The 22793-nt window shown below is 72.2% G+C and carries 21 protein-coding genes; 13 read left to right on the top strand and 8 right to left on the bottom strand.

Translation table 11 applies throughout. The features are described 5' to 3' along the window. Positions 1 to 10 precede the first annotated feature (10 nt). The 4 genes from ACIRF8_RS20355 to ACIRF8_RS20340 all read left to right on the top strand — a co-directional run bounded on the left by ACIRF8_RS20355 (position 11) and on the right by ACIRF8_RS20340 (position 3975). Positions 11 to 760 (top strand): LytR/AlgR family response regulator transcription factor, encoded by a 750-nt coding sequence (locus tag ACIRF8_RS20355; RefSeq protein ID WP_404216771.1) that lies wholly within the window; start codon positions 11 to 13, stop codon positions 758 to 760. A 109-nt stretch (positions 761 to 869) separates the two neighbouring features. After that, complete coding sequence (locus tag ACIRF8_RS20350) at positions 870 to 1205, top strand: hypothetical protein (protein WP_404216956.1); 336 nt, start codon at positions 870 to 872, stop codon at positions 1203 to 1205. Then, positions 1202 to 2785 (top strand): cation acetate symporter, encoded by a 1584-nt coding sequence (locus ACIRF8_RS20345; RefSeq protein WP_404216770.1) that lies wholly within the window; start codon positions 1202 to 1204, stop codon positions 2783 to 2785. Before ACIRF8_RS20350 ends, ACIRF8_RS20345 begins: the two co-directional genes overlap by 4 nt. Beyond that, positions 2782 to 3975, top strand: a complete 1194-nt coding sequence (locus ACIRF8_RS20340; protein WP_404216769.1) for a sensor histidine kinase — start codon at positions 2782 to 2784, stop codon at positions 3973 to 3975. Before ACIRF8_RS20345 ends, ACIRF8_RS20340 begins: the two co-directional genes overlap by 4 nt. Before the next feature lie 23 nt (positions 3976 to 3998). On the opposite strand, the gene ACIRF8_RS20335 is transcribed toward ACIRF8_RS20340, so the two are convergent. Continuing rightward, complete coding sequence (locus ACIRF8_RS20335; protein ID WP_404216768.1) at positions 3999 to 4529, bottom strand: hypothetical protein; 531 nt, start codon at positions 4527 to 4529, stop codon at positions 3999 to 4001. Between the two features lie 146 nt (positions 4530 to 4675). Beyond that, positions 4676 to 5212 carry a sigma-70 family RNA polymerase sigma factor gene (locus ACIRF8_RS20330; protein ID WP_404216767.1) on the bottom strand — a complete coding sequence of 179 codons (537 nt, stop codon included), beginning with the start codon at positions 5210 to 5212 and terminating at the stop codon, positions 4676 to 4678. Positions 5213 to 5459: 247 nt separating this feature from the next. Between ACIRF8_RS20330 and ACIRF8_RS20325 the strand changes: the two genes are divergently transcribed. Further along, positions 5460 to 6635 (top strand): CapA family protein, encoded by a 1176-nt coding sequence (locus ACIRF8_RS20325; protein WP_404216766.1) that lies wholly within the window; start codon positions 5460 to 5462, stop codon positions 6633 to 6635. A gap of 10 nt (positions 6636 to 6645) precedes the next feature. Here the strand turns inward: ACIRF8_RS20325 and ACIRF8_RS20320 are convergent, their stop codons facing one another. Then, complete coding sequence (locus ACIRF8_RS20320; RefSeq protein WP_404216765.1) at positions 6646 to 7107, bottom strand: universal stress protein; 462 nt, start codon at positions 7105 to 7107, stop codon at positions 6646 to 6648. 338 nt (positions 7108 to 7445) lie between these two features. Here ACIRF8_RS20320 and ACIRF8_RS20315 point away from each other — a divergent pair, with 338 nt between their 5' ends. Next, positions 7446 to 7733, top strand: coding sequence for a hypothetical protein (locus ACIRF8_RS20315; protein WP_404216764.1), 288 nt, complete (start codon positions 7446 to 7448; stop codon positions 7731 to 7733). Positions 7734 to 7765: 32 nt separating this feature from the next. Here the strand turns inward: ACIRF8_RS20315 and ACIRF8_RS20310 are convergent, their stop codons facing one another. The 3 genes from ACIRF8_RS20310 to ACIRF8_RS20300 all read right to left on the bottom strand — a co-directional run bounded on the left by ACIRF8_RS20310 (position 7766) and on the right by ACIRF8_RS20300 (position 9781). Beyond that, positions 7766 to 8275: a hypothetical protein gene (locus tag ACIRF8_RS20310; RefSeq protein ID WP_404216763.1), complete on the bottom strand. Its 510-nt coding sequence runs from the start codon at positions 8273 to 8275 to the stop codon at positions 7766 to 7768. Between the two features lie 156 nt (positions 8276 to 8431). Beyond that, positions 8432 to 9193 carry a hypothetical protein gene (locus ACIRF8_RS20305; RefSeq protein ID WP_404216762.1) on the bottom strand — a complete coding sequence of 254 codons (762 nt, stop codon included), beginning with the start codon at positions 9191 to 9193 and terminating at the stop codon, positions 8432 to 8434. Between the two features lie 18 nt (positions 9194 to 9211). Then, positions 9212 to 9781, bottom strand: coding sequence for a hypothetical protein (locus ACIRF8_RS20300; RefSeq protein ID WP_404216761.1), 570 nt, complete (start codon positions 9779 to 9781; stop codon positions 9212 to 9214). A gap of 226 nt (positions 9782 to 10007) precedes the next feature. On the opposite strand from ACIRF8_RS20300, the gene ACIRF8_RS20295 reads away from it, so the two are divergent. The 3 genes from ACIRF8_RS20295 (at position 10008) to ACIRF8_RS20285 (ending at position 14212) form a co-directional block, all read left to right on the top strand. Then, positions 10008 to 10955 carry an SCO0930 family lipoprotein gene (locus tag ACIRF8_RS20295; RefSeq protein WP_404216760.1) on the top strand — a complete coding sequence of 316 codons (948 nt, stop codon included), beginning with the start codon at positions 10008 to 10010 and terminating at the stop codon, positions 10953 to 10955. Positions 10956 to 11252: 297 nt separating this feature from the next. Continuing rightward, the gene (locus ACIRF8_RS20290; RefSeq protein WP_404216759.1) at positions 11253 to 12068 is read left to right on the top strand and encodes an SAM-dependent methyltransferase; all 816 of its coding nucleotides are present in this window, start codon (positions 11253 to 11255) and stop codon (positions 12066 to 12068) included. After that, complete coding sequence (locus ACIRF8_RS20285) at positions 12065 to 14212, top strand: putative bifunctional diguanylate cyclase/phosphodiesterase (RefSeq protein ID WP_404216758.1); 2148 nt, start codon at positions 12065 to 12067, stop codon at positions 14210 to 14212. Before ACIRF8_RS20290 ends, ACIRF8_RS20285 begins: the two co-directional genes overlap by 4 nt. 140 nt (positions 14213 to 14352) lie before the next feature. Here the strand turns inward: ACIRF8_RS20285 and ACIRF8_RS20280 are convergent, their stop codons facing one another. Then, positions 14353 to 15243 (bottom strand): LysR family transcriptional regulator, encoded by an 891-nt coding sequence (locus ACIRF8_RS20280; protein ID WP_404216757.1) that lies wholly within the window; start codon positions 15241 to 15243, stop codon positions 14353 to 14355. A 133-nt stretch (positions 15244 to 15376) separates the two neighbouring features. On the opposite strand from ACIRF8_RS20280, the gene ACIRF8_RS20275 reads away from it, so the two are divergent. The 4 genes from ACIRF8_RS20275 (at position 15377) to ACIRF8_RS20260 (ending at position 20396) form a co-directional block, all read left to right on the top strand. Further along, the gene (locus tag ACIRF8_RS20275) at positions 15377 to 16048 is read left to right on the top strand and encodes a succinate dehydrogenase (protein ID WP_404216955.1); all 672 of its coding nucleotides are present in this window, start codon (positions 15377 to 15379) and stop codon (positions 16046 to 16048) included. A gap of 5 nt (positions 16049 to 16053) precedes the next feature. Then, the gene (locus ACIRF8_RS20270; protein WP_404216756.1) at positions 16054 to 18003 is read left to right on the top strand and encodes a fumarate reductase/succinate dehydrogenase flavoprotein subunit; all 1950 of its coding nucleotides are present in this window, start codon (positions 16054 to 16056) and stop codon (positions 18001 to 18003) included. After that, positions 18000 to 18752: a succinate dehydrogenase/fumarate reductase iron-sulfur subunit gene (locus ACIRF8_RS20265; protein WP_404216755.1), complete on the top strand. Its 753-nt coding sequence runs from the start codon at positions 18000 to 18002 to the stop codon at positions 18750 to 18752. The genes ACIRF8_RS20270 and ACIRF8_RS20265 overlap by 4 nt, the downstream gene beginning before the upstream one ends. Positions 18753 to 18878: 126 nt before the next feature. Continuing rightward, positions 18879 to 20396 (top strand): acyl-CoA synthetase, encoded by a 1518-nt coding sequence (locus tag ACIRF8_RS20260; protein WP_404216754.1) that lies wholly within the window; start codon positions 18879 to 18881, stop codon positions 20394 to 20396. On the opposite strand, the gene ACIRF8_RS20255 is transcribed toward ACIRF8_RS20260, so the two are convergent. Beyond that, the gene (locus ACIRF8_RS20255) at positions 20373 to 22733 is read right to left on the bottom strand and encodes an ATP-binding cassette domain-containing protein (RefSeq protein ID WP_404216753.1); all 2361 of its coding nucleotides are present in this window, start codon (positions 22731 to 22733) and stop codon (positions 20373 to 20375) included. The two genes, ACIRF8_RS20260 and ACIRF8_RS20255, sit on opposite strands and share 24 nt — an antisense overlap. Positions 22734 to 22793: the final 60 nt, after the last annotated feature.

Below are 22793 nucleotides of genomic sequence, written 5' to 3'. Positions count from 1 at the left end.
ACTCCGCCGCATGCTGCGCGTACTGGCCGTCGACGACGAGGAACCCGCCCTCGCCGAACTCCTCTACCTCCTGCGCGCGGACCCGCGCGTCCGCGACGCCGAGGGCGCCACCGACGCCAACGAGGCCCTGCGCCGCATCGGCCGCGCCCTGACGGAAGGGCCGGGTGGCGACGACGCGATCGACGTGCTCTTCCTCGACGTGCGGATGGCGGGCCTGACCGGACTCGACGTGGCGCGGCTGCTCGCCGGGTTCGCCCGTCCGCCCCTGATCGTCTTCGTCACCGCCCACGAGGACTTCGCCGTACAGGCCTTCGACCTGAAGGCCGTCGACTACCTGCTCAAACCGGTCCGCCGCGAACGGCTCGCCGAAGCCGTCCGCCGCGTCGCCGAGCGCATGGCAAGCGCCCCGCCCCCGGCCACCGTCGCCGACCGCATCCCCGTCGAACTCGGCGGCGTCACCCGCCTCGTGGCCGTCTCCGACATCATCCACGCCGAGGCGCAGGGCGACTACGCGCGGCTGCACACGGCGGACGGCGCCAGCCATCTCGTCCGTATCCCGCTGACCACCCTGGAGGAGCGCTGGCAGCCGCTCGGCTTCGTCCGCGTCCACCGCAGCCACCTCGTCTCCCTGCACCGCATCGACGAACTGCGCCTGGACGGCGCCGGCATGACCGTCCGCGTCGGCCCCGCCGAGATAGCGGTCAGCCGCCGGCACGCCAGCCGCGTACGGGAGCTGCTGATGCGCCGGGCCACCGGCTGACCGGCCCCCCTTCCTTCGGCCGCCCACGCCTGCCTACACTCCGCCCGTGCCCGAACACTTCCCCGGTTACCGAACGCGCCCGAACAGGGGAGAGCCCCGGCGCGAGGTCGTGACCGGCGAGCCGCGCACCGTGCACGGCACACCCGGCCCGCGCACCCTGGGCGAGATCGACGAGCAGACGACACTCGGCGCCGCCTACGTCCGCTCCCTCATGCGCAGCCAACTGCGGGCCGCCTCAGCCGCGTTCGCGGTCCTCGCCCTGCCCGTCGCCGGGCTCCCACTCTTCTTCGGGGCCCTGCGCAACACGGCCGTCGAATGGCTCGTCCTCGGCTTCGGCTGCTACCCCTTCCTCACCCTCATCGCCTGGTGGTACGTACGGCGCGCCGAGCGCAACGAACGCGACTTCGCCGACCTGGTCCGAGGCCGCGACAGCGGAGCGCCGTGAACGAGGCGTACGCGGTCCCCGCGGTCTCCGTCGTCGTCCTCGCCACCGTCCTCATCGGCGGCTTCGGACTGCGCATCTCCCGCACGACCTCCGACTTCTACGTCGCCTCACGCACGGTAGGACCCCGCCTCAACGCCGCGGCGATCAGCGGCGAGTACCTCTCGGCCGCCTCCTTCCTCGGCATCGCGGGACTGCTCCTCGTCCACGGCCCCGACATGCTCTGGTACCCCGTCGGCTACACGGCGGGCTACCTCGTCCTGCTGGTCTTCGTCGCGGCCCCGCTGCGCCGCTCGGGCGCCTACACCCTGCCCGACTTCGCCGAGGGCCGCCTGGAGTCCCGCCGGGTCCGCCGCGTGGTCGGCATGTTCGTCGTCGGCGCGGGCTGGCTGTATCTCGTGCCCCAACTCCAGGGCGCGGGGCTGACGTTGCAGATCCTGACCGGGGCGCCGCGCTGGTTCGGCGGCGCGCTGGTCGCCGCGGTGGTCGTGCTCGCGGTCGCGGCGGGCGGCATGCGCTCGATCACGTTCGTCCAGGCGTTCCAGTACTGGCTGAAACTGACCGCGCTCCTGGTCCCCGCGTTCTTCCTGCTGCTGGCCTGGCGCGGCGGCGGACCGCCGGGCCACGTGCTGCCCGCCGACCTGCCCTCGGCGGGCGTCGGCGCGGGCCGGCCACTTGCCACCAGCCGCGCCGACCACCCGCTCTACGCCACGTACGGGCTGATCGTCGCGACGTTCCTCGGCACGATGGGCCTGCCGCACGTCGTCGTCCGCTTCTACACCAGCCCGAACGGCCGCGCGGCCCGCCGCACGACGGTGGTGGTCCTGGCCCTGATCGGCGCCTTCTACCTGCTGCCGCCGCTCTACGGCTGGCTGGGCCGCCTGTACGCCCCCGGGCTCACCGCCACCCACGACGCCGACGCCACGGTCCTGCTGCTGCCCGGTCTCGTCGTGGACGGCGTGGCGGGCGATCTGCTCGGCGCGCTGGTGGCGGGCGGCGCGTTCGCGGCGTTCCTCTCGACGGCCTCCGGACTCACGATGGCGGTGGCCGGGGTGGTGAGCCAGGACGTCCTTCCGGCGCGCGGCGTCCGCCACTTCCGGCTGGCCGTCGCCCTTTCCATGGCGGTGCCGCTGGCCGGGGCCCTCCTGGTGGCCGGTGTCCCGGTGGCGGACGCGGTCGGCATGGCCTTCGCCGTCTCGGCGTCCTCGTTCTGCCCCCTGCTCGTCCTCGGCATCTGGTGGCGCCGCCTCACCCCGCCCGGCGCCCTCGCGGGCCTCTTCCTCGGCGGCGGCTCGGCCCTGGTCGCGGTGACGTCGACGGTGGCCGGGCCGGCCACCGACGGCTGGCTCCACACGCTGCTCGCCTGGCCGGCGGTCTGGTCGGTCCCGGTCGGCTTCCTGGCCATGATCCTGGTCTCCCTGGCGACACCGGACGCGATACCCCCGCACACGACGGCGACGATGACCAGGCTCCATCTCCCGGAGGCGCTGTGGTCGCACGCCCCGGGAGGCCGCGAGCACCCAACCGCGCCCCGCACCCGCCCCCGGCCGACCCGGCCCACGACGACGGGCGGCCACGAGTGAGCGGCACCGTCACGGCGGCCCTCCTCGCCCTTGGCCCCGTCCTCCTCGCGGCCGGGTTCCTCGTCGGCAGACGCACCGCCCACCCCGCAGGACGCAGCGACGTCGGCACCCCGGTGGAGCGCGCCACCTTCGAGACCCTGCACACCGCCTCGCTGGCCGCCCCGGCGCTCCGCGCGGGCCTCACCGAGGACACGGCCCGCAAGTCCGCCCGCCGCCTGCGCACACTGCTCGGCACGGACGCGCTGGCCGTGACCAACCGCTCGACCCTCCTCGCCTGGGACGGCGCCGCCGAGCAGCAGCACGCCGCACACGTCATCGGGCAGGTCGTCCCCGTCCTGGCCGGGGGCCGCTCCGCCGCGTTCGACTGCGGCTGCGCCGACGTCGACTGCCCGCTGCGCTGGGCGGTGGCGGCCCCCGTGGTCGCCGACGGGCGCGTCCTCGGCTCGGTCGTCGCCTACGCGCCCAGGGAGTCCGCCGTCCTCGCGCGCGCCACGGACGAGGTGGCCCGCTGGGTCTCGGTCCAGCTCGAACTCGCCGAACTCGACCGCTCCCGCACCCGCCTCATCGAGGCCGAGATCAAGGCGCTGCGGGCCCAGATCTCGCCCCACTTCATCTTCAACTCGCTCGCGGCGATCGCCTCGTTCGTCCGGACCGACCCCGAGCGGGCCCGCGAACTCCTCCTGGAGTTCGCCGACTTCACCCGCTACTCGTTCCGCCGCCACGGCGACTTCACCACGCTCGCCGACGAGCTCCACTCCATCGACCAGTACCTGGCCCTGGTCCGCGCCCGCTTCGGCGACCGCCTCTCCGTCACCCTGCGGATCGCCCCGGAGGTCCTGCCGGTCACGCTCCCGTTCCTGTGCCTCCAGCCGCTCGTGGAGAACGCCGTCAAGCACGGCCTGGAGGGCGCGGTGACCCGCAGCCGCATCACCATCGGGGCGAGCGACGCGGGCGCCGAGGCCGAGGTCGTCATCGAGGACGACGGCGTGGGCATGGACCCCGCGGAGCTGCGGGCCGTCCTGCGCGGCGAGGGCGGCCCCTCGCACGGCATCGGCCTGTCGAACGTCGACGAACGCCTGCGGCAGGTCTTCGGCGACGCGTACGGACTGGTCATCGAGACGGGGATCGGCGCCGGCACGAAAATCACCATCCGGATCCCGAAGTACCGGGCCGGCGTGTACGCGCCCTGACCGTCGCCGCCCCCGGAACCGCGTCAGAACAGATGGATGGCCAAGTGGCCGAGCGGCAGACCCAGTTGCCATGCCGGGGTCCACACCTGCGGCCCGTCCTCCTCGTCCGGCACGGGCACGGCGTCGAGGTCAGGCGCGAGCAGCTCGGTCTCCTCCAGCCAGCGCCACGCGGCGGCGGCCAGCTCCAGGTCGGGCGAGCGGGACGCGGCGACGCGCGCCGGCGCCTCGCGTTCCCGCCGCACCTGCCGCTCCTGTCTCTCCATGAAGCGGGCCCGCACCCACGCCTGCCACGGCTGGTCGTAGGCCGTCAGCGACGACCACGTGTCCAACTGCGAGACGACCCGGATCCCGGACAGTTCCTCCTCGGAGTCGGACAGGAAGATCGTGAGGGCGAGCGCGTCGCGCCCGGCCCGGAACTCGAACGACGTGGGGGGCATCAGATCCCCGGTACGCAGCAGCTCGTCCGCGATGTACTCGGCGTACAGCCACGCCATGGGCACGACGAGTTCACCGCCGTCGGCACCCGGGGCGCCGCCCTGGCTCTCGTGGAACATCCTTTCCTGCCTTCCTCCGGTCCGTGCGCTTCGCCGGCCCCCGGACCCCACCCGTCCAACTCGCCGGGGAGGACAGCGGATTACTCAACCGAGGAAACCCCGCACTGAGCAAGGCGCTTTACCGATGCTTGACCTGGCCCACGGTTTCAGCGCAGGTCAGGCGCATAGCCCGGAAGTACGCTCCGCAACGCCCGCAACGCGTAGTACGCGCGGGACTTCACCGTACCCGTGGGGATGCCGAGCGCTCCCGCGGCCTCCGCCACACTGGCGCCCCTGAAGTAGACCTCCAGCAGAACCGCACGGTGCTCCGGGCTGAGCGTAGCCACCGCCTCCCGCACGTCGAGCGCGGCGGTCGAGCGCTCGGCGTGGTCCCCGCAGACCCGCACACTCTCCAGGGCCGCGTCGCCCACCTCGGCGGGCCGCGCCAGGCGGGCCCGGCGCGCGTCGATCGCGAGGCGCCGCCCGACCGTGAAGAGCCAGGGCCGCACCGACTCGTACCGGGGGTCCAGCGCCTCCGGATGCTGCCAGGCCCGTACGTACGTCTCCTGGACCAGATCCTCCGCCCGCTGCCGGTCCCCGTCGCACAGCCGCAGCAGGAACGAGAACAGCGGCCCGCCGTGCTCCCGCTGGACCTGGGCGAGGTCCTCCTCCGGAGTCGTGGATGTCGTGAGCGCCGTCGTCATGCGCGTATGGCAACGCAGGGCCGCCACGTCCGCCCAGAGGCCGTGCGCGGGTCTGCGGCGGACGGTCGATGCGCTCGGCGAGCGGTGCGGCGAACGGGCCGAGTGGCGCAACGACGTGACGGCCGATCAGGGGCGTGTCCGACATGGCTGCTTGACCCTGATCAACAACTGTATGGGGATGCGTGAGACGACATTCACCCCCAAACGCCCCCTTGTCCGGGTGCGCTCTGTCCAGGGAGCCTGGTCGATGACACGCAGCACGCGCAGTACACGCAGGACGGTACGGGTCCTCGTGGCGGCCCTGGTCGGTCTCGGCGCGGGCTGCGCCACCCCCGCCGACACGCCGCCGCCGTCGTCGGCGGGGGTGACCGGCCGCCCGGTCCCGGCGGCACCCCGCGGCTTCACGCTCGTCGCCTCCGGTGACGTGCTGCCGCACACCTCGATCATCGCCAGGGCCCGCGCGGACGCGGGCGGCGACGGCTACGACTTCCGCCCCATGCTGGCCGGTGCCCGGTCGGTCGTCGCCCCGGCGGACCTGGCGCTCTGCCACATGGAGACGGTCTACGGAGCGCACGGCGACTACAGCGGCTACCCGGCGTTCAAGTCCCCGCCCCAGGTCGCCGCGGGCCTGCGCGCCACCGGTTACGACTCCTGCTCCACGGCCTCGAACCACACCCTGGACGACGGCGCGGCGGGCATCGACCGCACCCTGGCCGCCCTCGACAGGGCCGGGGTGGAGCACGCGGGCTCGGGCCGCACGGCCGCCGAGGGGCGCGGCCCGGCCTGGCTGCGGGCGGGCGGCGCCAAGGTCGCCCACCTCGCCTACACCTACGACACCAACGGCTACCCGCTGCCCCAAGGACGCCCCTGGGCCGTCAACCTGATCGACCGTCAGCGCATCGTCGGCGACGCCCGCGCGGCACGGAAGGCGGGCGCGGACGTGGTCGTCGTCTCGCTGCACTGGGGCACCGAGTGGCAGGACGAGCCCGACGCCCAGCAGCTCGGCCTCGGCCGACAGCTCACCGCCTCCCGCACACGGGGCCGCCCCGACATCGACCTGATCCTCGGCACCCACGCGCACATCCCGCAGGCGTACGAGAAGGTCAACGGCACCTGGGTCGTCTACGGCATGGGCGACCAGATCGCCGGGGAGATGGTCAACCACGAAGGCGTCCGGGACGCCCGCGGCAACATGGGCACCATCGGCCGCTTCACCTTCACCCGGCCCGACCGGCCGGGCGAGCGCTGGCCGGTGACGAGGGCCGAGTTCGTCCCCGAGTGGTTCGACGTCGGCGCGGACCGCCTCGTGAACCTCGACCGCGCCGCCGGGCACCGCACCGGTCTCACCGGCATCCGCGACCGGATCCGCCGGGTCGTCCTGAGCCGGGGCGCCGCCGGGGACGGCCTCGTCATGGGGAGGTGAACACCGGCGGTCACGGCACGACGGTGACCGGCCAGCGCCCCGCCTTCACCAGCCGGACGGCGACCGAGCCGACGATGCGGTGCCCGGCCTGCTCGGAGGCGCCGACCACGACGGCGTCGGCCTTGAGCTCGTCGGCGGCCGTGACCAGCCCGTTGAACGGGTCGCCGCGGAACGTGTGGAACTCCCAGCGCACGTCGTATATGTCCTTCACCCGCTCCGTCGCCCGCCGGATCTCCGTGATGAGGCTCTCGGCGATCTCGTCGGTCGTCTCCGCGACGGGCACCCCGAGCGCCGCCCCGGCCGCCATCACGGGCTGCACGTAGACGACGGCGAGCAGCGCCCGTTGGCGCCGGGCGAGGCCTCCGGCGTACGCCGCGGCGCGGAAGGAGGAGTCGGAGCCGTCGACCCCGACGACGATCACCTTCGGTCCGTCCGTGCCGCGCTCGAACTGGTGTGGCTGCTGATCGGTCACGCGCCGAGGTTAGCCGAGACCCCGAGGGGGGCGGGGCGAGGGGCGGGGCGGAGCGGATTCCCCGGCTCCGGACAGCCCTGCCCGGTGGCGAACGGGTGGTGGCGCACAGGGCCGTCCAGGGGACCGGCTCTGAGCTGATCCGTTCTCCGTGAGCCTTTTCGGTCGCCTGTGACCTGCGGCGATATCGAATTGCACGAAATTCGCCCGACGGCTGGTCCGCCGACAGGAGCATTTTCCGAAATGCGGCTCCGCGCGCGACATCTGAGGGTTCGTCTGGGAAGTGTTCACGCCGACATTCCCGGGGCCGTTCCCCGGGACGCTTTCCGCGGAGGAATGTCATGCGTACCCCCCGTGCCCTTGCGGTGTCCGCCGTCGTGGTCGCGGCTCTCGGAGCGGCCGGCCCCGCCGCGTCCGCGTGGCCGGAAACGTCCGCCGTGACGGCCGCGCCGGGCGCCCTCCCGCACGACGAGGAGCGCCCCGCCCCGCAGAAGGGGGCCGAGGTGGGCGGCGTGCGCGGGACCGGGGCCACCCCCGCCGACATGGCGATCGGCGGAGTGCTCGTCGCCTCCTCGCTCGTCGGCGGCGGCGTGTTCTGGATGCGCCGCCGCGCCGAGGGCAGGGCGTAGGGGACGGGGAGGCGCAGGCGCGGCGCCGACCGTCAGGCGTCGCCGTGTCCGGAGCGGCGCCGGGCGAAGTAGTACGCGGCGCCGAGCGCGCCCGTGATCAGGGCCGCGCCGAGACCGATCTCCCGCAGGTCGAGGCCGCCCGAGCTGCCACCGACACCGGCCTCGACGCCGTGCTCGACGGGCGGGGAGCTCTGGTCGTCGGGCCTGCCGCCCGCGATCGTCAGTTCGACGGTCCGGCTCGGCCCGCCGGAGCAGGAGAACGTCACGGTGTACACGGCACCCTGCTTGGCGTCCTCGTCGACGGTGACGGACTCCGAGCTCTTCTCGCCGCCGAGCGGGACGGTGTCGAAGATCCCGGCGGTCACCGTGGTCCTGCCGGTGCAGCCGCGTTGGGACAGCGTCACCTGCCCGCCCGCCGCGATCGTGGTGGGCGAGGCGCTGACCTGGAAAGATTCGGCGTCCCCCGCCGCGGCGGACGGCACGGTGAGGGCGAGCGCGGTGCAGGAGAGCGCGGCGGCGGAAGCGGCGCGTATCGCGTGCATGAGGGTTCCTCCGGGTCCACGAGGAGCAGCCGCGGACCGTTTCCGCTCGCTGGGGACAGACCCCTCGATGCCAGAAACGCTAGGGAATGACCCGTATGGGCGCGATTCCTGTCGGGCGAACGGGGCACGCGCCCGCCCGACAGGACACCGGTCCCGTCAGGTGGCTCCCGGGAACAGCATCAGGAACGGCTCGGCCGTCGCCGCGACGCCGCGGCTGTAGGGGGCGTCGAAGTCCCAGATCAGGAAGAGCAGGAAGGCGATCAGGGACGAGAAGAGGCCCGCCAGGATCAGCTCGCGCGGCGTGCGCCGGATCTGTAGCGCGAAGATCATGCCGATGGTCACCAGGGCGCCCACGATCAGGCCGAACCAGACGACGCCCGGCATGGTGGCGCCGGTCGAGTCGGCGCGGGCGTTGCGGGCGTCGTCGGCCGCCGTGATCTGGTCGAGGAGCGGCTGGTAGGCCTGGGCCTGGAAGTCGTTCTTCGGCTCGAAGTCCGTGACGTCGTGGCGGACCGTGTCGAGCAGGCGCGTGCCCTTGTCCGTCAGCTCGCCCTTGGACCGCATCGCGTGCCACTCCGTGGTGACGACATGGCTGACATAGCGGTCGACGTCCGACCGGATCCTGTCCCTGACGTCGGCGGGATAGACGCGGACGCGCTCGTGGACCTCGTGCAGCGCCTGCGCCTCGTTGCGTACGTGGTCCTGGGCCGCGCTGCGCGCCTCCCAGGAGCCCGCGATGGCCAGGCCGAGGACGATCGCGTAGACCACGCCGATCATCATCGTCATGTACTCGATGACGTCGGGGGTCTCGGAGGGGTCGTCGTCCTCACTGATCCTGCGTTGTTGCAGGACCAGGACGATGAGCACGACCGCGCAGACGGCGACCATCGCGAGGGCGAGAACAAGCCATTCCGACATCGGAACCTCCACACGGGTTCAGCGGGGGCGCAGTGCGGCGACCGCGAGCACCGCGGGCGCGGTGATGAGCAGGGTGAGTGTGACCAGGGACGGTCCGCCGCGCGGTGGCGCGTTGTGCGGCGCGGGGCGGTGGACGGGGTAGTGCACCGGTTCGGGCGTGGGGCTGGGCTTCGGCTCGGGTTTCGGTTTCGGCGGCGGGGCGTGCGTCGGAGCCGGTGCGTGGTGGGCGGGCGGAGGCGGCGGTGGAGGCGGTGGAGGTGGAGGCGGTGGGGGAGGAGGCGGTGGCGGGGGCGGTGGCGCCGGAGGGGGCGGTGGGGGAGGCGGCGGCGCGGGCTTCGGCGGGGGCGGCTTGGGCGTCGGCTTCTTCGGCGGCGGTGTGCGCGGCCCCGCGGTGCAGCTCACCCCGGATCCGGAGACCGCGACGGCGCCACCGGTCGCGCCCCCGTCGACCGAGGCGTACGCGCAGTTGTCGGCCGGGGCGAGGGACGCCGTCGCGGCGGCGGCGGGCGCGGCGCACAGCCAGGCGGCGGCCACCGCCGCGAGGACTCGGGTGACCAGGGCGGACCTGGCCCGCTTGGTTCGGAGCACGACGGAGAGCATGAGCGGCGCCACGCCGCGGCACGCCGTTCCCGACCCGGGTTGCCCCGAAGGTGGGGAGTGGGAGCACTCGGGGTTTGAGCCCGGTCGTGTCCCTCGTCCGAGTCAATAAATGTCGGCCCGCATTGAACGCACCCACGGTCCCCACCCGTACCTAGAGCCATGTGCGGGCCCGACCGGGTTCTCACAACACCCAAGCACTATGCGGGAGTTGACGATGAAGACCTCCTGGCGGAGCGCCTCGCTCGTAGCGACAGCTGCGGCCCTTCTCGCGCTGACGACGGCGTGCGGTCAGGAAAAGGGCGACACGTCCGCGAACGGCCAGAACGTGGGCAACGCCGCCCCTGCCCAGGGCGGTTACGGATCCGACGGGTACGGCTCGTCCGGACAGGACGAGGCGGGGGCCGCCCCCAAGGCCAAGGCCGCCGGCAAGCTGGCCGTGTGGGACAGCAAGAAGCTCGGCAAGGTCCTCACGGACAGCGCCGGGTTCACGCTCTACCGCTTCGACAAGGACACGGCGCAGCCGCCCAGGTCGAACTGCGACGCGGCCTGCCGCAAGGCGTGGCCGCCCGTCCCGGCGGGCGGCGCCACCGCCGCGCCCGGTGTCGACCCGTCCCTGATCGGCGAGGTGACCGCGGCCGACGGCACCGGGCAACTGACCGTCGACGGCTGGCCGATGTACCGCTATGCCATGGACACCGCCCCCGGTGAGGCCAAGGGGCAGGGCGTGGGCGGCACCTGGTACGCGTCCGCGCCCGACGGCAAGAAGGCGAGCCCGGCGGCGGCCGAAAAACCCGCTGACCTCGCGGGACTCTCCACGCGGAAAGATCCGGAACTCGGCGAGATCGTCGTCGACAAGAACGGTATGACCGTCTATCGCTTCCTGAAGGATTCGGCCTGGCCCATCAAGTCCAACTGCGTCGGCGCGTGCGCGCAGAAGTGGCCCGCGGTCGCACCGGTCGCCAAGAACGACACCGCGAACATTCCGCTGAAGGGATACATGACCTTCGACCGGCCCGACGGCACCGAGCAGCAGACGTTGAACTGCTGGCCGGTCTACACGTTCTCCGGGGACAAGGCGCCCGGCGACACCAACGGGCAAGGTGTGGGCGGTACTTGGTACGCGGCGGCGCCGGACGGAAAGCCGGTCCGCGCCGCCAAGTGACCACGCGGTGACACACGGACGTCCCCAGGCGCGGCGCACGCCGGAGCCACCGGGCGACCGGGTGAATGACCGGTCCGTTTCCTGTATGGCCGAGTAGTGGCCATACGCCGGGAACGGGCCGGTTCTTTTCGGCTGGGAAAGAGACGGTTTCGGGCTGGTTCCGGATCTCCGCCAAATGGCACGTGCCGCAGGCAGTGACCGAGAACGGATGGTCAATTTCCGTTTTGGCTCGCTCCTTTGGCGGCTGATCAGTAGCCTCTGCTCGAACACCGGCTCGCCTACGCCATGGAGAGATTGATGGAGCGTCCCGCCTGGGCTCCCCTGGGCATCGATATCTCGGTGCCCAGTGTGTCCCGGATCTACGACTACTACCTGGGCGGTTCGCACAACTTCGAGGTCGACCGGGACGCCGCCCGCAAGGCCATGGAGTTCATGCCGGGGCTGCCCAAGATCATGCAGGCGAACCGGGCGTTCATGCGGCGGGCCGTGCGCCACGCCGTCGACGAGGGCGTGACCCAGTTCCTCGACATCGGCTCGGGCATCCCGACGTTCGGCAACGTCCACGAGGTGGCGCAGCAGGCGAGCCCCGGCGCCCGCGTGGTCTACGTCGACCACGACCCGGTCGCCGTCGCGCACAGCCGGGCCGTCCTCGACGGGAACCCGGACGCCGCGATCGTCTCGGCCGACCTGCGCAAACCCCAGGAGATCCTGCGCAGCCCCGAGGTCGGTGCACTCCTCGACCTGCGACGGCCGGTGGCGCTGCTCCTCGTCGCCGTCCTGCACTTCATCGAGGACGCCGACGACCCCTACGGCGCGGTGGCCGAGCTGAGCGAGGCGCTCGCGCCCGGCAGCATGCTGATCGTCACGCACGCCACCTACGAGGGCATGCCGATACCGACCGAACAGGCCGGCGCCGCCGTCGACGTCTACCGCGACGATGTCCGCAATCCGCTGATCATGCGGGACCGCGAGCAGATCGGCCGGTTCTTCGAGGGGTACGAGGTTCTCGAGCCGGGCATCGTGCCCATGCCGGTGTGGCGGCCGCAGACCGCGCCCGAGGACGAGGACCCGTTCACCTTCGCGGGCTATGTGGGAGTGGGGCGCAAGCCGTGACCGAAGAACCGGGCGGACCGGAGGACAGACTGCGCAGGTTCGCCACCATCTGGAGCCGGGCGATCTTCCCGGTGACGGCGACGTCCCTGACGCGGCCCGAGTTCGAGGCGGAACTCGTGCCGCTCGCCCGCCGGCTGCGCGACGCGCTGGCCGCGCGGACCCTGGACCCCGCGCAGGGACGGGCCGTCGGGGCCGCCCTGGTCGAGGTCCACTGCACCGACCCGGAGGCACTCAGCCGCACCCTCGCCGTCGTCGACGCCTACCTCGTCCTGTACTGCGGGGAGGAGGCACAGACCCCGGAGCGCGAGGATGATCTGCGGGCCCGCTGCGCCCGCGTCCAGCACACCGTCGCCGCCGGTTTCGCGGCCGCGCTGCGCGAACGCACCCTCGCCGAGCAGGAGGCCATCTCACGGGCCGCGCTCAACGCCCGCAGCGCCGTCGCCGAGGCGCTGCACGCGAGCGAGGCCCGGTTCCGCGCCGTGTTCCACGGTGCCGCCATCGGCATCAGCATCGCCTCCCTGGACGGCACGGTCCTGGAGGTCAACGACGCCCTGGTCCGGATGTTCGGCGGCGCCGAGGGAATGCTGCGCGGGCGTAACGTCGCGGAGTGGACCCACCCCGACGACGCCCCGCAGGTGTGGCACCTCTACCAGGAGCTGGTGCGCGGCGAACGCGAGCACTACCGGGTGGAGAAGGCGTTCCACCGGCCCGACGGCACCGCGCTGTGGACCAACCTGACGGTGTCGCTGCTGCGGGACGCCGACGGGGCGCCGCAGTACCAGCTCGCGCTGATGGAGGACACGACCGAGCGCCGTCTGCTCAACCTCCGGCTCCGGTACGAGGCCACCCACGACGCGCTCACCGGCCTGCCCAACCGGACCCTGTTCTTCGAGCGCCTGGAGAAGGTGCTCGGCGCGGGCGACAGCACGCGCTTCGGCCTCTGCTACCTCGACCTCGACGGTTTCAAGACCATCAACGACAGCCTCGGCCACGCGGTCGGCGACCGGCTCCTGGTCGAGGTCGCCGACCGGCTCCAGGCCTGCGCGACCGCGCCCGGCGAGATGGTCGCCCGCCTCGGCGGCGACGAGTTCGTGGCGCTGACCACCGGCGAGGACACCGCGGTCGAGGTGGACGAGCTCGCGGGCCGCATCATGCACGCGCTGGCCACCCCCATCCGGATCGACGGGCGCGAACTCGCCGTGCGCGGCTCCATCGGCATCGTCGAGGGCCCGGTCGGCGACCGCAGCCCCGCGGAGGTGCTGCGCAGCGCCGACATCACCATGTACCGGGCCAAGTCGGCGGGCGGCAACCGCTACGAGCTGGCCGACCCCGAGGCCGACGCCCGCGCCATCACCCGGCACGGGCTGACGACGGCGCTGCCCGCCGCCCTGGACCGGGGTGAGTTCTTCATCGAGTACCAGCCGCTCGTCCACCTCGGTGACGGCAGCGTGCGCGGTGCCGAGGCGCTGGTGCGCTGGCGCCATCCGCAGCACGGCGTCCTCGGGCCCGACCGGTTCATCCCGCTCGCCGAGCACACGGGCCTCATCGTGCCGCTCGGCCGCTGGGTCCTGGAGGAGTCGGTGCGCCAGGCCCGCGTCTGGCAGGACCGCCACGAGCAGGCGGGCCCGCTGCGCATCAACGTGAACCTGTCGCCGATGCAGCTCAACCACCCGGGCCTCGTCTCCGACACGGTCGACATCCTGGAGCGCTCCGGGCTCGCTCCCGGCTCGCTGTGCCTGGAGGTGACGGAGTCCGCGCTGATCGGCGCGGACGACGATCTGCTGAAACCGCTCAGGCGCCTCTCGGAGATGGGCGTCGACATAGCGCTGGACGACTTCGGCACCGGTTACTCGAACCTCGCGAACCTGCGGCGCCTGCCGGTGAACGTACTGAAACTGGACCGTTCCTTCACGCAGGGCATGCAGCAGTTCCCGGCCGACCCGGTCGACCTGAAGATCGTCGAGGGCATCGTGGCGCTGGCCCACAGCCTGGACCTGGCCGTCACGGTCGAGGGCGTGGAGACGGGGGCGCAGGCCGAGCAGTTGCGGGAGCTGGGCTGCGACACGGCGCAAGGCTGGTACTACGCCCGCCCCGGCCCGCCGGACCGGCTGCACGAGCTGGCATTGGCCGACGCGACCGGCTGACCACCGCGCCTTCCCAGGAAGGCGCGTGGAACGCGCCCTCCTGGGGCCGCGGCGAAGCCGCATGCCTCAGGGGCGCGGGGAACTGCGCGACCAGCCACATCGAGACGCGCACCCGGCGACGGACCGAGGACCCCGAGCCCTCACCCGTCCCGCTCCACGAGCATCCGCTGCAACTCCCGCGCGGCCCGCGGCGGAGCCACATCGCTGCGGTGGGCCAGCGCGATGGTCCGGTGCAGCCCGGGCCGCGCCAGCGGCGTGACATGCAGACCGAGCCCGGCCCGCAGCGCGACCATGCGCGGCACCACCGCCACCCCGAGCCCCGCCCGGACGAAACCGAGGACCGCGTCCATCTCCCCGCCCTCCACCGCGAAGTCCGGTTCGAATCCCTCCGCCCGGCACGCCGCGACGGTCAGCTCCCGCAGGTCGTAGCCGTGCCGGAACATGACGAGGCGCTCGCCCTCCAGGTCGGCGATGCGCACCGAGCGGCGCCCGCGGCCCGGCCGGGGCGCGGACGGTGAGGAGACCACCACCAGCTCCTCGCGCAGCAGCTCCCGCGTCGTGAGGGCGGGCGCCGGCGTCGGCAGGGGCAGCACGACGAGCGCGAGGTCGAGCGCGCCGCGCGCCAGTTCGCGTACGAGATCGTGCGAGCCGCCCTCCTCGATGAGGAGCTGGATGCCGGGGTAGCGGTCGTGGAAGGCGCGCAGCACGTCCGGCAGCAGGCCCGTGCAGAGCGAGGGCGTCGCCCCGAGCCGCACCCGCCCGCGCTTGAGCTGCGCCAGCTCCTGCACCTCGTGCCGCGCCGTGTCCGCGTCGGCGAGGATCCTTCGGGCCAGTGGCAGGAGCGCCTCGCCCGCGTCGGTCAGCGTGATGTTCCCGCGGGCCCGCTGGAAGAGGTCGACCCCGAGCTCCCGCTCCAGCGCCCGGATCTGCTGGGACAGCGACGGCTGGGCGACATGCACCTGTTCGGCGGCGCGCGTGAAGTGCCGGGTCTCGGCGACCGCGACGAAGTACTGGAGCTGCTGGAACTGCATAAACGCCAGAATAGTTCCCAGCATAGGCAATGCCTATGGAAATGAGCTGTTTCATGTCTTGGACCGATCGGGTCCTCGGGCCCTACCGTCTCGTGACATGGCACTGGCAACGCGGGCGGACCGACGACCGTCCATGACGCGCACGATCTGGGACAGCTCCCTCGGCAAGAAGACCGTGATGGCTGTCAGCGGCCTCGTGATGCTGCTCTACCTGGTCGCGCACATGATCGGGAACCTCAAGGTCTTCTTCGGTCCCGCGGAGATGAACCACTACGCCCACTGGCTGCGCACGATGGGCGAGCCGGTCCTCCACCACGAGTGGGCCCTGTGGCTCGTGCGCATCGTGCTCGTCGTCGCCGTCGTGGCCCACGCGACCTCCGCGTACCAGCTCAGCCGCCGCGATCTCAAGGCGCGCCCCAGCAAGTACGTGCACAAGAAGCCCGGCGCGAGCTACGCCACCCGCACCATGCGCTGGGGCGGGATCATCCTCGCCCTGTTCATCGTCTGGCACATCCTCGACCTGACGACGGGCACCGTGCACCCGGGCGGCTACGAGCACCTGCACCCGTACCAGAACGTCATCGACACGTTCTCGACCTGGTACGGCAATGTCGTCTACATCGTCGCGATGCTCGCCCTCGGCCTCCATATCCAGCACGGGTTCTGGAGCGCCGCGCAGACCCTCGGCGTCGGCAGCCGGACCCGGGACCGCGTCCTGAAGACCGCCGGCAACGTCCTCGCCGTACTGCTCACGCTCGGCTTCATCGCCGTGCCCGTGGGCGTGATGACCGGATTGGTGAGCTGATCAGCATGACCACGTACGCGCAGTACACGACCGGGGAGCCGGTCGTCGACACCAAGGCACCGGCCGGGCCCGTCCACGAGCGCTGGGATACGCGCCGCTTCGAGGCGAAGCTGGTCAACCCCGCCAACCGCCGCAAGCACACCGTCATCGTCGTCGGCACCGGCCTCGCCGGCGGCAGCGCCGGGGCCACCCTCGCCGAACAGGGCTACCACGTCGTCCAGTTCTGCTACCAGGACTCGCCGCGCCGCGCCCACTCGATCGCCGCGCAGGGCGGCATCAACGCGGCGAAGAACTACCGCAACGACGGCGACTCGGTGCATCGCCTCTTCTACGACACCGTCAAGGGCGGCGACTTCCGCGCCCGCGAGTCGAACGTGCACCGGCTCGCGCAGATCTCGGTGGAGATCATCGACCAGTGCGTCGCCCAGGGCGTGCCCTTCGCCCGCGAGTACGGCGGCCTCCTCGACACCCGCTCCTTCGGCGGCGTCCAGGTCTCGCGCACCTTCTACGCCCGCGGCCAGACGGGACAGCAACTGCTGCTCGGCGCCTACCAGGCCCTCAGCCGCCAGGTCGCCGCCGGGAACATCGAGCTGCATCCGCGTACCGAGATGCTGGACCTGGTCGTCGTCGACGGCAAGGCGCGCGGCATCGTCGCCCGGGATCTGATCACCGGAAAGATCGACACCTACTTCGCGGACGCCGTCGTCCTCGCCTCCGGCGGCTACGGCAACGTCTTCTATCTGTCGACGAACGCCATGAACTCCAACGCGACCGCCATCTGGCGGGCGCACCGGCGCGGCGCCTGGTTCGCCAACCCCTGCTTCACGCAGATCCACCCCACCTGCATCCCGCGCACCGGCGACCACCAGTCGAAGCTGACGCTGATGAGCGAGTCGCTGCGCAACGACGGGCGGATCTGGGTGCCGAAGGCCAAGGGCGACACCCGTCCGGCCAACGAGATCCCCGAGGACGAGCGCGACTACTACCTGGAGCGCATCTACCCCTCCTTCGGCAACCTCGTGCCCCGCGACATCGCCTCCCGCGCCGCGAAGAACGTGTGCGACGAGGGCAGGGGAGTGGGCCCCGGCGGCCAGGGCGTCTACCTGGACTTCGCGGACGCCATCCGGCGCATGGGACGCAAGGCGGTCGAGGCCAAGTACGGCAACCTCTTCGACATGTACCAGCGGATCACCGACGAGGATCCGTACAAGGTGCCCATGCGCATCTATCCCGCCGTGCACTACACGATGGGCGGTCTGTGGGTCGACTACGACCTCCAGACCACCGTCCCCGGACTCTTCGCGATCGGCGAGGCCAACTTCTCCGACCACGGCGCCAACCGGCTCGGCGCCTCCGCCCTCATGCAGGGCCTCGCGGACGGCTACTTCGTCCTCCCCGCCACCATCAACGACTACCTGGCGAAGAATCCGCACACCGAGCACGTGGACGCCGAGCACCCCGCGACCATCGCGGTCGTGCGTGAGACCGAGGAGCGGCTCGCCAAGCTGCTCGCCGTCGACGGGGACCGCACCCCGGACTCCTTCCACCGTGAACTCGGCGAGCTGATGTGGGAGTTCTGCGGCATGGCGCGCACCGAGACCGGTCTGCGCAAGGCGCTTGAGCGGATCCCGCAGATCCGCGAGGAGTTCTGGCGCCGCATCAAGGTGCCGGGCACCGGCGAGGAGTTCAACCAGTCCCTGGAGAAGGCGAACCGCATCGTCGACTACATCGAACTCGCCGAGCTGATGTGCCTCGACGCACTGCACCGCGCCGAGTCCTGCGGCGGCCACTTCCGCGAGGAGTCGCAGACCCCGGACGGCGAGGCCGAACGCCGCGACGAGGAGTTCTCCTACGCCGCCGCCTGGGAGTTCACCGGCACCGGTACGGCCCCCACCCTGCACAAGGAAGACCTCGTCTTCGAGTACGTCCACCCCACTCAGCGGAGCTACGCATGAAGCTCACCCTGCGCGTCTGGCGCCAGAAGAACGCCGACGCCGAAGGCGCCATGTCCACGTACGAGGTGGACGGGATCTCCCAGGACATGTCGTTCCTGGAGATGCTCGACACCCTCAACGAGGAACTCATCGTCAAGGGCGAGGACCCCGTCGCCTTCGACCACGACTGCCGCGAGGGCATCTGCGGCGCGTGCTCGCTCGTCATCAACGGCGACGCCCACGGTCCCGAGCGCACCACCACCTGCCAGCTCCACATGCGGTCCTTCCGGGACGGCGACACGATCGACATCGAGCCGTGGCGCGCCTCCGCCTTCCCCGTCGTCAAGGACCTGGTCGTCGACCGCTCGGCCTTCGACCGGATCATCCAGTCCGGCGGCTACATCACCGCTCCGACCGGCGCGGCCCCGGAGGCGCACTCCACCCCCGTCCCCAAACCGGACGCGGACTTCGCCTTTGAGCACGCCGAGTGCATCGGCTGCGGCGCCTGCGTGGCCGCCTGCCCCAACGGCGCGGCCATGCTGTTCACCTCCGCCAAGATCAACCACCTCAACGTGCTGCCCCAGGGCGCGCCCGAGCGCGAGACCCGCGTCCTGGACATGGTCGCGCAGATGGACGAGGAGGGCTTCGGTGGCTGCACGCTCACCGGCGAGTGCGCGACGGCCTGCCCCAAGGGCATCCCGCTGTTCTCCATCACCAGCATGAACAAGGAGTGGCTGCGCGCGAACCGCAAGGTCAGCCGGCACGCGTAGGCACAAGGACGTCCCGCGGACAGCGCGGGGTGGGCGGGGCCGGGAGTGGTGCTCATCCCCGGCCCCGTCATCGTGCCCGCCGCACGCCACTGACGCTGTGTCATACCGCGGCGTTACCGTCGCCCCATGTACCCGGGAGCGTACGACCCCGCCAGGCCGGCCGTCGTCACAGCCGACGGCACCACCACTCTCACGTACGGGCAGTTGGAGGAGGACTCGCTGCGGCTCGCCGATCATCTGCGGACGGCGGGGCTGCGCGCGGGAGACCACCTCGCGCTGCTGTCCGGGAACGAGCCGCGCGTCATGGAGGTCTACTGGGCCGCCATGCGCTCCGGTCTCTACCTCACCGCCGTCAACCACCATCTGACCGCGGAGGAAGCCGCGTACATCGTCCGTGACTGCGGGGCGCGGGCCCTGATCGTCTCGGGCGACCTGAGCGAACTCGGCCGCCGGGTGGCCGAGTTCGCGCCCGGGGTGACCCATCGGCTCGGCTTCGACGACGGTACGTACGACCGAGCGCTGCGGGCCGCGTCGGCCGAGCCGCCCGACGTGCAGCCGCGCGGCGCCGACATGCTCTACTCTTCCGGGACCACCGGGCGCCCCAAGGGCGTCCGGTCGGAGCTGCCCGGCGGTGACATCCGCACGGACCCCTCCCTTCTCCACCTGCTCTTCCAGCCCATGTACGGGTTCGACGAGGAGACCGTGTACCTGTGCCCGGCCCCGCTGTACCACGCGGCGCCGCTGCGCTTCTGCGGCACGGTCACGGGGACGGGCGGAACGGTCGTCCTGATGCGTTCCTTCGACGCCGAGGAGGCGCTGGCGGCGATCGAACGCCACCGGGTGACGCACAGCCAGTGGGTGCCGACGATGTTCGTGCGCATGCTGAAGCTTACGGACGCGGTCCGCGCACGCCACGACACGTCGTCGATGAAGGTCGCCGTGCACGCCGCCGCGCCGTGCCCCGTCGAGGTGAAGCGGCGCATGATGCGGTGGTGGGGGCCCGTCCTGTACGAGTACTACGCGGCGACCGAGGGCAACGGGATCACCTTCATCGGGCCCGACGAGTGGCTGCGCAAGCCCGGGTCCGTGGGCCGCGCCGGGCTCCTCGGTGAGCTGCGGATCTGCGACGAGGAGGGCAAGGTGCTGCCGCCGGGGGAGACGGGCACCGTCTACTTCGAGCGGGACGAGCTGCCCTTCCGCTACCACCGGGACGAGGACCGTACCCGCGAGGCGCAGCATCCCGACCATCCCCACTGGACCACCACCGGCGACATCGGCCACGTCGACGAGGACGGCTACCTCTTCCTCACCGACCGCAAGGCCTTCATGATCATTTCCGGGGGTGTCAACATCTACCCGCAGGAGATCGAGGACTGCCTGGTGCTGCACCCCGCCGTCGCCGACGTCGCGGTCGTCGGGGTGCCGGACGAGGAGATGGGGGAGTCCGTCCGCGCGCTGGTGCAACCCGCCGAAGGAAGCCTTCCGACACCGGACCTGGGGCGTGAACTGATCGCGTACGTACGGGCGAGGATGGCCCGTCACAAGGTGCCGCGCGAGGTCGAGTTCGTGACCGCGCTGCCCCGGACGCCGACCGGCAAGCTGGCGAAGGGAAAGCTCCGGTCACAGGCCGAGCGCCCGCGCTAGGTAGGGGCCCGTGCGGCTGTCGGGGGCGGTCGCGACGTCCTGCGGCGGGCCCGCGGCGACGACGCGCCCGCCCTCGTCGCCGCCGCCGGGGCCCATGTCGAGGACCCAGTCGGCGCCCGCGACCACCGCCATGTCGTGCTCGACCACGACCACCGAGTGGCCCGCGTCCACGAGGCCGTGCAGTTGCCGCAGCAGTACCTCCACGTCCGCCGGGTGCAGCCCGGTGGTCGGCTCGTCGAGGAGGTAGAGGGTGTGGCCCCGGCGCGTCCGCTGCAACTCGGTCGCCAGTTTGATGCGCTGGGCCTCGCCGCCGGACAGCTCGGTGGCCGGCTGGCCGAGGCGGAGATAGCCGAGCCCCACGTCGAGAAGGCTGCGGTGGACGGCCTGGGCCGCGGCGTCGTCGGCGAAGAACCCGGCCGCGGACTCCACGGTCAGATCGAGCACCTCGGCGATGTTCCGCCCCCGGTAGGTCACGTCGAGCGTCTCCGGGTTGTACCGGGCGCCCCCGCAGTCCGGGCACGGCGCGTACGTGCTCGGCAGGAAGAGGAGTTCGACGCTGACGAAACCCTCGCCCTGGCAGGTCTCGCAGCGCCCTCCCGCGACGTTGAAGGAGAAGCGGCCGACGCCGTAACCGCGTGCCCGCGCCTCTGGCGTGCCCGCGAAGACCTTCCGCACGACGTCGAACAGGCCCGTGTAGGTGGCCAGGTTGGAGCGCGGCGTGCGCCCGATCGGCTTCTGGTCGACGACCACGAGCCGCCCGACGCCCTCCAGGTCCTCGGTGATCTCACCGATCAGCGTCGACTTGCCGGACCCGGAGACCCCGGTGACGGCGCTGAACACGCCCAGCGGCAGCTCCGCCGTCACGTCCCGCAGGTTGTGCCGGCTCACCGGGCCCACCTTCAGCCAGCCCTTGGGCGCGCGGACCCGGCGCCGCACGGGCGGCGCGTCGGCGAACAGGAAGCGCGCCGTCGCCGAGTCCGCCACCTCGCGCAGCCCCTCCACGGAACCGCTGTGCAGCACACGGCCGCCGTGCTCCCCGGCCAGCGGGCCGACGTCGACCAGCCAGTCCGCGCGGCGCACCACATCGAGCTGGTGCTCGACCACGAACACCGAGTTGCCCGCCGCCCTGAGCCGGTCGAGGACGGTCAGGAGCGATGCGGTGTCGGCCGGATGCAGTCCCGCCGACGGCTCGTCGAGCACGTACACGACGCCGAAGAGACCGGACCGCAACTGCGTGGCGAGCCGCAGGCGTTGGAGCTCGCCCGAGGAGAGCGTCGGCGTCCCGCGGTCGGGGCTCAGGTAGCCGAGGCCCAGCTCGGTGATGGTCGCGATGCGGGCCCGCAGGTCGTCGGTGAGGACGCGGGCCGTCCCCGAGGTGTCCTCCTGGGCCGCGAGCAGCTCGGCCAGCTCGGTCAGCGGGAGCCGTGCCAGCTCGGCGACGGTCCGTCCCGCGAACGTCACGGCCAGCGCCTCCGCCCGCAGCCGGGCGCCCCCGCAGGTGGGGCACGCCTCGCTGCGCAAAAACTTCTCCGCCTTGGCGCGCAGGGTCTGGCTCTTGGAGTCGGCGAACGTCTTCAGCACATACCGGTTCGCGCTCATGTACGTGCCCTGGTAGGGGCGTTGGATACGGCCCGCGTCCCGCACGGGGTGCACCGTGACCACCGGCTGCTCGTCCGTGAACAGGATCCACTCGCGGTCCGCCGACGCCAGCTCCCGCCAGGGGCGATCCACGTCGTAGCCGAGCGTGTCGAGGACGTCCCGCAGGTTCTTGCCCTGCCAGGCGCCCGGCCACGCGGCGATCGCGCCCTCGCGGATCGAGAGCGACGGATCGGGGACGAGCAGGTCCTCCGTGGTGCGGTGCACCCGGCCCAGGCCGTGGCAGGCGGGGCACGCCCCGGCCGCGGTGTTCGGCGAGAAGGCGTCGGAGTCGAGCCGCGGCGCCCCCGGCGGATAGCTGCCGGCCCGGGAGAACAGCATCCGCAGCGAGTTCGACAGCGTGGTGACCGTGCCGACCGAGGAGCGCGACGTCGGCGCCGAGCGGCTCTGCTGCAGCGACACCGCCGGCGGCAGCCCGCTGATCGCGCCGACCCTGGGCGCGCCGACCTGGTGGATGAGGCGCCGCGCGTACGGCGCGACCGACTCGAAGTAGCGGCGCTGCGCCTCGGCGTAGATCGTGCCGAACGCGAGGGAGGACTTGCCCGACCCGGAGACCCCGGTGAAGACCACGAGGGCGTCGCGCGGCACGTCCACGTCGACCCCCTTCAGGTTGTGCTCACGTGCGCCGCGCACCCGTACGAAGCCGTCGTGACGGGGGTCGGGCGAGGTCGAGTGGGACATGGCTGCGGCTCCAGGTGATACGGCTGTCGCGGTCCGCCCCCCGCCGGTCCAGGGGGCAAA

Origin of the sequence: Streptomyces sp. NPDC102406 (genome assembly GCF_044765725.1) — a bacterium.
GTDB lineage: Bacteria > Actinomycetota > Actinomycetes > Streptomycetales > Streptomycetaceae > Streptomyces.
This window is presented reverse-complemented; position numbering and strand designations above follow the sequence as displayed.